At 47.1% G+C, this 3,886-nt stretch carries 4 protein-coding genes and 1 pseudogene; 3 read left to right on the top strand and 2 right to left on the bottom strand.

From position 1 onward, the window contains the following. Positions 1 to 7 precede the first annotated feature (7 nt). On the top strand, positions 8 to 613 hold the full coding sequence (locus P5674_RS23520) for a hypothetical protein (protein ID WP_014276636.1): 606 nt from the start codon (positions 8 to 10) through the stop codon (positions 611 to 613). A 41-nt stretch (positions 614 to 654) separates the two neighbouring features. On the opposite strand, the pseudogene crtD reads toward P5674_RS23520, so the two are convergent. Then, positions 655 to 2,204: pseudogene (gene crtD / locus P5674_RS23515) on the bottom strand (C-3',4' desaturase CrtD). Between the two features lie 362 nt (positions 2,205 to 2,566). On the opposite strand from crtD, the gene P5674_RS23510 reads away from it, so the two are divergent. Both P5674_RS23510 and P5674_RS23505 read left to right on the top strand, forming a co-directional pair. After that, positions 2,567 to 2,866, top strand: a complete 300-nt coding sequence (locus tag P5674_RS23510; protein ID WP_006616243.1) for a hypothetical protein — start codon at positions 2,567 to 2,569, stop codon at positions 2,864 to 2,866. A gap of 9 nt (positions 2,867 to 2,875) precedes the next feature. Continuing rightward, positions 2,876 to 3,298, top strand: a complete 423-nt coding sequence (locus tag P5674_RS23505) for a heavy metal-responsive transcriptional regulator (protein WP_006616244.1) — start codon at positions 2,876 to 2,878, stop codon at positions 3,296 to 3,298. Here the strand turns inward: P5674_RS23505 and P5674_RS23500 are convergent. Then, positions 3,245 to 3,511, bottom strand: coding sequence for a hypothetical protein (locus P5674_RS23500; RefSeq protein ID WP_050856794.1), 267 nt, complete (start codon positions 3,509 to 3,511; stop codon positions 3,245 to 3,247). The two genes, P5674_RS23505 and P5674_RS23500, sit on opposite strands and share 54 nt — an antisense overlap. Positions 3,512 to 3,886 lie beyond the last annotated feature (375 nt).

Below are 3,886 nucleotides of genomic sequence, written 5' to 3'. Positions count from 1 at the left end.
TTGAAGCATGGACAACTTCCTCCGTTCTCTTAATCATTCCTCACTGTGCAATACCCAGAAAAAAGGTTCTCAGTCGGCCCGTGAGTTTCTGGAAAAAAAACCCGAAATCTTGAAGCGGTTGCTAGTTCAGGCCCAAGCCCCCCTGAAAAATGCGGCCGCCGTCAACTCTACCCGATGGGCATTGTTTAACGGCCTGAAGCTAACTGGATTACCCATTGAAATTGGCACTGGAGGTTTAACAAAATATAATCGGACGGTTCAAGGACTACCGAAAACCCATTGGCTAGATGCGGCTTGTGTGGGAAAAAGCACCCCGACCCGGTTGAAAATTAAAACTCACCAGCCACTACTAATTACTTGTTTTGGGCGTGGTGGCCGTCAAAAAGCGGCTCCTAACAAGAGGCTTCCGATTCGCCATAACCCATTAAAGCCAATTAAGGGATGGCTTACCGGGGATATAGCCAAGCATAAGACACATGGAATCGGTAGAATCACCCCGTCGAGTCGCGGCAGTTTTGTTTTAACCAAACCTGACCAAACTCAGTTTTCAGTCAAGCCAATAGATTTTAAACCTGTTTTTAGGAGAGATGGCTATTTGTATAAATTTTCCTGAGTTGTCCGGTAATTACCAGGTTATAGATATACTGCGCCGCCCTAATGTTTTGGAGGGGTGAACTGGTTTTCGAGTTGTCGGACTACGGTTAAAGCTGAATAGGATACCCCTGCTGTTCCCTCTCCGGGGTGGGTACAGTCTCCCACTAGCCATAATCCATTAATGGGGGTACGATTGGAAAAGCCAAAGGGTCCAAAGGTGGAAATCCGCTGACCTACACCACCGACAACGCCTTGGTCACGCGCGGTATAACGGGCGAAAGTGCGGGGGGTGGCAGCACAGGAATAAATGATTGTTTCTGGGGTAAGCTGAAAGTAGGAACTTAGACGATTAATGGCCTGTTGGGTGTATTCGTGTTTGAGTTTCTGATAATCTGGGTTATGCCACCATTGCTGCGTATCTGTGAAACTAGAAGCAATAATGGTGGCTTGTCCGTGGGGGGCGCGTCCGTCCCCTGGGTGGCTGACGGAAACAAATAGGGAATTGTTTTCGCCAATGGGTCGGTTATAGTCGTAAAGAAATTGGAGATGGGGGGGCATTCGGGGGGAATGGCTGACTGATCAACTCCTAAATAAATGACGAAAGCCCCAGAAGCTGGGGGGAGTTTATTAATACGGTGGTGGTAAATGCGATCGAGGGGATTGGTGGAAATGTGGTTTTCCCAACCTAATAGCTTAACTATGTTCTGAACTGTGACGTTAGCAACTACTAGATCGGTGGTTTCTCGCCACACTTTCCCGGTTTTTTGATCGCGAATTTTGACCGCTACGACTTGACGGTTTTCGGTTTCGATCGCTTCTACGGTATGACCCATTAATAGGGTTCCTCCGTCCCGTTTCAGGCTGGCTACTAGGCGATCGCTTAATACTTGCATACTCCCCTGTAAATGATAGAGTCCTTGGGGTGATTGGGATACTCCCAACGCTGTGGCTGCATACAGTAATGCCGTTTCATCGGCGTTCACCTGGGAGTATAATTTTAATTGTAAATCCAGAAATGTTTTCAGACGGCGATCGTTGTCTATTCCATAGATCCGCAATAGATCCCCTACCGTCAATAGGGTAAAAGGTAGGGTAATCATGGTATCGAGACGCAAGGCTTTCACCAGTTGCACTAAATCCCACCAATTCCGAGGAGGTAAAATCGGATCGCGACTTTGAAACCGCCAACTAGCTTCAAATAGAGTTCCCATTAATTGCCAAAACTTTTCACTCCCTGGGAACTGTTCTTGTCGTTCCTGCTGCCATTTTTCTGGGTCTCGCCAAACTCGAATCGGCTGGGTTTCTCCGGGTAAAAATACCGCACAAGCCGGGTCGCAGAAGGTGGCGGCTGGTAAGTCTATTTCTAATTCCGAGAAAATACGATGATGAATGCCGCCGGGTTCTAAACCAGCCACTTGGGTCGCCCCTACATCAAAGGTAAAACCTTTACGTTTAAACGTGGAAGCACAGCCGCCCGGAACTATGGCTTGGTCGAGGACTAACACGGAATATCCTCGATGAGCCAGTAGTGCGGCGGTGGTTAATCCGCCTATACCAGCACCAATTACAATTACCATATTTGGACGGGGAAGGTTATCAACTTCTTTCATTAATTATTAGGTGGGAATGCTGGTTTTGGATTATAGCAAATTTTGGGGAATCTTAACTACCTATTTTGGCTCTGTATTGTGTTAAAATCTAATCGGGCGGGTGGTGAGTAGGTTTGTCAAACTATCCCGGTTTCCAGTTCACCGAGACTGAAGTTATAATCGTATGGGGGAAGGGTAAGGGTGAGGGTCGGAGGAGTAGGGACCAGTAGGGACGAGTAGGGGGGTGATCAAAAAATTGATACCTAAGCGACTTTTCAAGTTGACCTAGCTGCCCTACAATTCACAAGGAGCCTAAATGCTGTAGCAACCTGGTTGAGTCTGATTCCGTCTAAACTAATACTAAACAGCAGAGTCAAAGTAATATGAACGCTTTGTTACCGAGAATTTTAAAGTCTGCTTACCGCAGAGAACCAATTGTCAGTTTTGTGATTACAGTTGGGGCGGTTGATACTGTAATTGGTGGTGTAACTGCGAGTTTACCGCTGTTGAGTCTCGGTCTGGGAACCGTGGGAGTAGCGGTAGCCTGGCGTTGGTGGCTTATACAGCGATCGCCAGTGGAACAACAAACCGAAACCGCGCCGGAATACTATTTACCGCCGAGTGGTTCCCGTCCTTCCTTACCTATGCTGACTCAGAATAAAAAGCCTCGTCCTCCCTACTAATGAGTTAGGTTGGGGGTTGATAAGTTGCTGAAAATTGGAGAGGTAGCGGCCGAAAGTGGTTTATCGGTGAAAACAATTCGCTACTATGATGATATTGGGTTACTCTGGCCGACTGTTGATCGTAGCAGGTCGGGTTATCGGCTATTTGCTCCGGAAGTATTGACCCGACTGGCATTTATTAAACGCGCGCAAGGGTTGGGGTTGAGTTTGGCGGAAATTGCGGAAATTCTGAAAATTCGCGATCGTGGTGACATTCCCTGTGACCAAGTGAAGCAGCGTTTACAAGCTAAGGTAGCGGATATTAATCAACAAATTATCGCCCTAGAAGGCTTGAAGGGAGAACTTCAGGAGTTACTGAGTCAGTGGGAAGATCAGCCGTCAGCGAGTCGCATGGCTGATACTATTTGCCCCAATATTCAACTGAAACCCTAAAATAAAAAGAGGGAAGGATAAATGATCCTTCCCCTGAATTGGTGATTTTGGGTTTTGGTGTTGGTGTTGGTCTTTGGGTTGGTTGGTTTGGAGTTGTTTACGCAACTGTTGCTGTTGTTTTTTTAGCTGTCGCATTCTAGCCGCACCACCTTTACCTTTGTGGTTGCGCCCTTGGCGACGCGGGGACTCCCAGCGCTTTAGTTGTTGTGCCATGGGGTTATATTATTATTTTTAGGATAATACCTATAGTGTAACTGAGTTGTGCGAGACGTTCAGGCATCAAATAGGGCTGCAATGCCCGAAAATAAATGCCTGGTGGGGATTTCAACCCCTTGGTTGAATATAAGGAGCGCACTCCTGACCATCCCTATAACTGTTTATATGTCCCAAAGCGAAAGCAAGGCAGGGAACTCAAGGTTAATTCCACAAAGAAAATCGCAATACTCAACTATATAACACGGAGGATTAAAACCACTTGGGCGATTGTGGGAAAGAGTAACGGCGATAGCCACCCCCAGTTTCAGGAATCACACCCCGTCAGATTGAAGCGGGGAACGGAAGGCGTGAGGGAAACCTATTCCCAATAAT

It is taken from the genome of Limnospira sp. PMC 289.06, assembly GCF_032350395.1.
In the GTDB taxonomy this organism is placed as follows: domain Bacteria; phylum Cyanobacteriota; class Cyanobacteriia; order Cyanobacteriales; family Microcoleaceae; genus Limnospira; species Limnospira platensis.
Note: the sequence above shows the minus strand (reverse complement) of the source record. Positions and strands in the feature narration are given on the sequence as shown.